Source organism: Christiangramia sp. (assembly GCF_029937855.1).
GTDB lineage: Bacteria > Bacteroidota > Bacteroidia > Flavobacteriales > Flavobacteriaceae > Christiangramia.
The window spans coordinates 1-6,463 of record NZ_JAPYPC010000058.1 but is presented as its reverse complement, the minus strand read 5'-3'; the positions used below and the strand labels follow the sequence as shown (position 1 = coordinate 6,463).

The following is a 6,463-nucleotide window of genomic DNA, read 5'->3' as shown; positions in this document are numbered from 1 at the left end:
AACTGATAACTGATAACTGATAACTGATAACTGATAACTGATAACTGATAACTGAATTCAAAACAACTTTGTTATATTTACAAGCTCAACAACCATAAAATATAAATCACATGTCATATAACCTGCTTAAAGGTAAAAGAGGAATCATATTTGGCGCTTTAGATGAAAATTCTATCGCCTGGAAAACAGCAGAAAAAGTTCATGAAGAAGGTGGAACTTTTGTTTTGACCAATGCTCCAATCGCGATGAGAATGGGAAGTATCAAAGATCTTGCTGAAAAAACCGGATCTGAAATTATCCCTGCAGATGCCACAAAAGTGGAAGATCTTGAAAATCTCGTAGAAAAAGCAACGGAAATTCTTGGAGGAAAGATCGATTTTGTGCTTCATTCCATTGGAATGTCTGTAAACGTGAGAAAAGGAAATCATTATACAGATATGAATTACGATTATACCACCAAAGGCTGGGATGTTTCAGCCGTATCTTTTCATAAAACCATGCAGGTGCTTTATAAAAAAGATGCCATGAATGAATGGGGAAGTATCGTGGCACTTAGTTATATGGCTGCCCAGCGGGTATTCCCTGATTATAATGATATGGCAGATAATAAAGCATATTTAGAGTCAATCGCCCGTAGTTTTGGTTATTTTTTCGGAAAGGATAAAAAAGTAAGGGTAAATACTATTTCGCAATCACCAACACCAACAACAGCCGGACAGGGAGTTAAAGGTTTCGACGGATTTATCGCTTTTGCTGAAAAAATGTCTCCGTTAGGAAATGCAACTGCAGAAGAATGTGCTAATTATACTCTGACCTTATTTTCTGATCTTACCAGAAAAGTGACTTTACAGAACTTATTCCATGATGGCGGATTCTCAAATACAGGAGTGAGCCAGGAAGTGATGGAAGCATTTACAAAAGACGAAGATTAGACATTAATTAAGATTCGATTTTTGCTTTAGAGGTCCAACTGAGCCTGTCAAAGGTTATTTAAATATTCATAATCTTGGACAGGCTTAATCTGAGGCTTTACTTTATTTTATATTATTTTTTTTGTCGGTAAAGTACTCTAACTGAAAAATGACGTCGTTCTGTTCCGATAGCTATCGGAATTGTTCTGGAATCTCTTTTCATTTTAAATCAAGGCTATATTGAGACCCTGAAATAAATTCATGGTGACGAAAGGATTTTTGGTACAGAAAAGGGATATACATTTTAATTTACTTCAATTAATCATATTTAAACAGTTTATTTTAAACCTTTTTCATGCAACCAGAATATTCCTTTATCATTCCGGTATTTAACCGCCCAGAAGAGATCAGGGAATTGTTGGAAAGTATGAGGAGACTAATTTCAAAGGTTTCCTTTGAGGTGGTGATTGTAGAAGATGGTTCCAGTATAAGAGCTGATGAGGTGGTGAGAAATTATGCTGAAGATCTCAATATCAGCTATTATTATAAGTCTAATTCGGGGCCCGGCGATTCCAGGAATTACGGAATGAAAAAGGCGAAAGCGGATTATTTCCTGATTTTGGATTCTGATGTGATCCTTCCCGAAAATTACCTGAAAGAAGTTCATAGCTTTTTGTCTACCAACTATTGCGATTGTTTTGGTGGTCCAGATGCCGCACATAGTTCTTTTAGTGATGTTCAGAAGGCTATAGATTATACAATGACCTCTTTTTACACTACCGGAGGAATACGGGGAGGGGATAAAGCGGTAGATGAATTTCAGCCACGAAGTTTTAATATGGGTATTAGCAAAAAAGCTTTTATAGCAAGTAAAGGTTTTGGGCAGATCCATCCCGGAGAAGATCCCGACCTAAGCTTGAGACTGAAAAAGGACGGCTTTAAAATTTGTCTCATTCCGAAGGCAAAAGTGTATCATAAACGAAGGATAGATTGGAATAAGTTCTATTTACAGGTAAAAAAGTTTGGCCTGGTAAGACCAATTTTAAATAAATGGCATTCCGGTTCAGCGAAAATTACCTATTGGTTTCCTACGCTGTTTATAGCTGGATTTGTTTTTTCTGTGATTATGACTATGTTAGGTGAATGGTTTTATCTAGTTTGCTACCTTATTTATTTTTCTATTATTGGCATAGATGCTGCAATAAAAAATAAAAGTATATATATTGGGTTGCTCGCAATAAGAGCTGCTTTTGTTCAGTTTTCAGGGTACGGATATGGATTCTTAGTTTCCACAATAAAAACGAATATCTTGAACAGGCAGCCGGAAAAGGAGTTTCCGCAATTATTCTTTAAAAAAAATGCAGGTGCGTAAAAAACCAAGATTTAAAAGAGCCAGTGTGAAGACATTCAGTTTTTTTCTGATTTTCTCTGCTATAGTCTGGGTGCTGGTCCAGTTTTCCAAAAGCTATACGCAGCTAATTGAAATTCCTGTAAATTATATAAATGCGCCCCTGGATAAGAGTATTTCAGAAGATCGTCCAGATCATGTAGATCTTCAACTTCAGGATAACGGTTTTAATATTTATTATTATAAGATCTTCAATCCTCAGTTGGATATAGATCTTTCCAAAGCCAGCCAAAAAGATAAAAACCTGGTATATACCTTACAGAATCATTTAACCGAAATAGAGGAACAGCTTAAAATAGATTTTGAAAATTCCAGGATCATTCAGGAAGAGATCGTGGTGCCTTTTCAATTTAAAAAAGAGAAAATGCTAAAGGTGATTCCGAATATAGAAGTGAATTATGCCGTGGGTTTTTCCGCAGATGAACCCGTAAAACTTACTCCAGATTCCATTAAGGTCAGCGGCCCGGAAAAGATAATCGATAGTCTCATAAGTGTCCCTACAGAATCTATTAAGCTGGATAAAGTAAATACAGACCTTAATGGTACAGTGGCAATTGATACTTCCGGACTTGGGAAATTGAGTTTTTATGAAAACAGCATAAAGTATTCCCAAAAAGTAGAGAAATTTACCGAAGGAAGCGTGGAAATCTCTGTTGAGGTGATAAATGTACCGGAGAATTTGAACCTGGCCTATTTTCCAAAAAACGTGTTGGTGTATTATCAGGTTAATTTAAAGCAGTTTGAAAATGTAAGTGCAGCCGATTTCAGAGTGGTTTGCGATTATAAAGAAGTAAAGCAGGGAGAAGATTATATGATTGCTAAAATTGTTGAAAAACCTGGTTTTATCCACAATGTACGTTTAAATGAACGCAGGATCCAGTTTGTAATAAAAAGATGAAAATTGTAGGTCTTACCGGAGGAATTGGCAGCGGAAAAACTACCGTGGCCGGTTTTTTTAAAGAGTTTGGCGTCCCTGTTTATATTGCCGATGATGCTGGAAAAAGGCTAATGAATAATTCTCCTGAAATAAAAAATAAGATTATTCAGCTTTTTGGAATCGAGGCTTATGAGAATAACTTACCAAATAGAAAGTTTATCGCTTCCAAAGTATTTAATGATAAAGAACAACTCTCAAAACTCAATGCAATTATCCATCCCGCGGTAGAGAAGGACTTTAAAAGCTGGCGGGAGAAACAATTTGCAGGTTACATTATTTACGAGGCCGCCATTTTATTTGAAACGGGGGCTTATAAAAAGTTTGATTTTAGTATTCTGGTGACTGCTCCAAAAGAGTTAAAAATTCAGCGGCTTCAGAAACGTGATGGTAGTTCGATCAAAGAAATAAAAGATCGAATGAACAATCAATGGAGTGATGAAAAAAAATCCATGATGGCAGATTTCTTAATAGAGAATAAAGAACTAGCCCAAACAAAACTACAGGTTGAACATATTCATTCTGAAATCTTAAAAGCAGGTAAAAATTCTTAGAAGTTCTGTTAACATTTGGTTAAACACTTTAATGTCTAAATGTTAAAATCTTACTTTTGACCGCATGAATAAGAAGCTTTTTGTTCTTCTGGTTGCGCTAATGAGTTTATCTCTAATCGGTATTATATTCGTGCAGGGATACTGGATTAAGAGCACTATAGATGATAGAGAGGAGCAATTTTCTTATAATGCGAAACAGGTACTTCTTAACGTTTCTGAAGAAATTCAAAATAGGGAGTTTGAAAAATATTATTTTCAGTTTAAAAATACTGATAGTCTAAATAGTAAGCTTAGCGACCAGACCTTAACTGAATATTTTTACAGCAGTAAGAATGATGATAGGAATGAAACTTACTTTAATTCTGAAATAATCCTCGAGGAAGATTATAAAATATCTTCCGGTTTCTTACAGTTTGCACAGGATAGTATCCAGTTCACAAAGATGATCAATAAACGGGTCACCGATATTGTTAGGAATAATCAGATAGACGGTGATAACCTTAGTGCAAGACAGCGAATTGAACATATAGAACGACTTTCCAGAATGGAGGAAGTTGAAAAGGATATTCTTCGTTCTGCGATTTCAGATCTGGTAGTGAGGCTGCCGGTTCATAAAAGGGTTTCCGAAGAGACCATCCATGAATTGATTGAGGAAGAGCTCGGGGAAAGGAATCTGAAAACAGGCTTTGAATTTGGTATTTATAATAATTCGATAGCTACAAATGTTCATTCTGAAAATTTCAGCCTTGGTCATCCCGCAACCTATGCAGTTCCTTTATTTATGGACAGTGTGGGAAATAGCGGTTATCAGCTTCTGGTTAATTTTACAGGTAAAAAAGAAGCGGTTTTATCTTCAGTGATCCTGATGGCTTCATTGTCTATCATTTTTACACTAATCATTGTGATCGCTTATTCCAGTGCACTTTCACAGTTGATCAAACAAAGACAGATTTCGCAGATAAAGACCGATTTTATTAATAATATGACCCATGAGTTTAAAACACCTATTGCAACTATTAACCTTGCATTAGATGCTATTAAAAATCCGAAGGTCATCGAAGATCGCTCCAAAGTTACCCGCTATTTGCAAATGATACGGGATGAGAATAAAAGAATGCACGCCCAGGTAGAGAATGTATTGCGTATCTCTAAACTGGAAAAGAATGAATTAGACCTGAAAAAGGAAAGACATCAGCTGCATGACATTATTTTGGATGCAGTGACCCATGTAGAATTGATCGTGGAAGATCGCGGAGGCTATATACAAACGCATTTTGGAGCTTTGCGCTCTTCAATTTTAGCAAATCAGGATCATTTTACCAATGTGATCGTGAATATCCTGGATAATGCCATTAAATATTCGGAAGATGCCCCGAAAATTGATATTTATACTACCAACGTAAAGAATTATATCTGTTGTGAAATAAGGGACCAGGGAGTGGGAATGTCTAAACTGGTTCAGAAAAAAATATTTGATAAATTTTACCGCGAACATACCGGTGATATTCATAATGTAAAAGGCCACGGCTTAGGCCTGGCGTATGCCCGTCAGATTTTAGACGATCATCATGGAGAGATTACCGTTAGTAGCGAAAAAGGAAAAGGAAGTACCTTTAATATTAAACTACCACTAATATCTTAAATATATGGAAACTGAAAACAAGAAAATTTTATTAGTAGAGGATGATCCAAATTTTGGAACGGTCCTTAAAGATTATCTCGCCATGAACGATTACGAGGTGACCCATGCAAAAAACGGAATGGAAGGTTTTGAAAAGTTTAAAAAAGACGATTTCGATCTATGTATCCTTGACGTGATGATGCCTTACAAAGATGGGTTCACCCTTGCAAAAGAGATCCGTGACAAGAATGAGGAAATCCCAATTATCTTCCTTACAGCGAAAGCGATGAAAGAAGATGTATTAAAAGGATATAAAGTTGGGGCAGACGATTACCTAAATAAACCCTTTGACAGCGAGGTCCTTTTGATGAAAATAAAGGCTATTATGCAGCGTAAAGCTACAGATAGCGTGGCCGATTCTAAGCAATTTGAATTCGAGATTGGTGATTTCCACCTGAATTCGAAACTTAGATTCCTTACCTTTAGAGATGAGGAACCACAAAAATTATCTCCTAAGGAGAACGAATTGCTAAGATTGTTAGCGCTTCATGAGAACGATCTTATGCCAAGAGAGCTGGCACTTACAAAGATTTGGAGAGACGATAACTACTTTACTTCCAGAAGTATGGACGTGTATATCGCCAAGCTTAGAAAATATCTGAAAAAAGACGAAAACGTGGAGATTCTTAATATTCACGGGGAAGGTTTTAGACTTGTGGTAAAAAACAAGGAAGAGACCGAAGCTTAATAAAATTTTCAGTTTCCGGGATGTGCTGCATCATGGAATTAGCATGATGCAGTATTTTATCTCGAAGTAATCCCGGTAATTTAGACTTTCCGGACTCTTGAGTCCAGCAACTTTTCTTAGCATAATATTAAGAATGGTTATCTTACAAATCTTATCTTTACGGCATATTAAATATGCCCCCATTTGATAAGTGCTGCGGAAATAGGTGATTTTAAGGGCTTTTCTCTCCGGAAGGCTTGCACTTTTATTTTCTTATTTTTTATTTTTTTTCTGAATGGTTATGGGCA

General features: G+C 36.2%; 6 protein-coding genes. All 6 read left to right on the top strand.

Annotated features, from left to right (window positions below):
* Window positions 1-110: 110 nt before the first annotated feature.
* The 6 genes from Q1K34_RS17650 to Q1K34_RS17625 all read left to right on the top strand — a co-directional run bounded on the left by Q1K34_RS17650 (window position 111) and on the right by Q1K34_RS17625 (window position 6,176).
* Window positions 111-932 carry an SDR family oxidoreductase gene (locus Q1K34_RS17650; protein WP_300441967.1) on the top strand — a complete coding sequence of 274 codons (822 nt, stop codon included), beginning with the start codon at window positions 111-113 and terminating at the stop codon, window positions 930-932.
* Between the two features lie 334 nt (window positions 933-1,266).
* Window positions 1,267-2,283: a glycosyltransferase gene (locus Q1K34_RS17645; protein ID WP_300441964.1), complete on the top strand. Its 1,017-nt coding sequence runs from the start codon at window positions 1,267-1,269 to the stop codon at window positions 2,281-2,283.
* The gene (locus Q1K34_RS17640) at window positions 2,270-3,217 is read left to right on the top strand and encodes a YbbR-like domain-containing protein (protein WP_300441961.1); all 948 of its coding nucleotides are present in this window, start codon (window positions 2,270-2,272) and stop codon (window positions 3,215-3,217) included. Before Q1K34_RS17645 ends, Q1K34_RS17640 begins: the two co-directional genes overlap by 14 nt.
* Window positions 3,214-3,807: a dephospho-CoA kinase gene (gene coaE, locus Q1K34_RS17635; protein WP_300441958.1), complete on the top strand. Its 594-nt coding sequence runs from the start codon at window positions 3,214-3,216 to the stop codon at window positions 3,805-3,807. Before Q1K34_RS17640 ends, coaE begins: the two co-directional genes overlap by 4 nt.
* Before the next feature lie 64 nt (window positions 3,808-3,871).
* Window positions 3,872-5,449: a HAMP domain-containing sensor histidine kinase gene (locus Q1K34_RS17630; RefSeq protein ID WP_300441955.1), complete on the top strand. Its 1,578-nt coding sequence runs from the start codon at window positions 3,872-3,874 to the stop codon at window positions 5,447-5,449.
* Window positions 5,450-5,453: 4 nt separating this feature from the next.
* Window positions 5,454-6,176, top strand: coding sequence for a response regulator transcription factor (locus tag Q1K34_RS17625; RefSeq protein ID WP_083642999.1), 723 nt, complete (start codon window positions 5,454-5,456; stop codon window positions 6,174-6,176).
* The last annotated feature ends 287 nt before the right edge of the window (window positions 6,177-6,463 follow it).

Coding starts and splice junctions, on each gene's coding strand:
- Q1K34_RS17645 (WP_300441964.1), top strand. CDS start 1,267: ATGCAACCAGAATATTCCTTTATCATTCCGGTATTTAACCGCCCAGAA.
- Q1K34_RS17630 (WP_300441955.1), top strand. CDS start 3,872: ATGAATAAGAAGCTTTTTGTTCTTCTGGTTGCGCTAATGAGTTTATCT.
- coaE (WP_300441958.1), top strand. CDS start 3,214: ATGAAAATTGTAGGTCTTACCGGAGGAATTGGCAGCGGAAAAACTACC.
- Q1K34_RS17625 (WP_083642999.1), top strand. CDS start 5,454: ATGGAAACTGAAAACAAGAAAATTTTATTAGTAGAGGATGATCCAAAT.
- Q1K34_RS17650 (WP_300441967.1), top strand. CDS start 111: ATGTCATATAACCTGCTTAAAGGTAAAAGAGGAATCATATTTGGCGCT.
- Q1K34_RS17640 (WP_300441961.1), top strand. CDS start 2,270: ATGCAGGTGCGTAAAAAACCAAGATTTAAAAGAGCCAGTGTGAAGACA.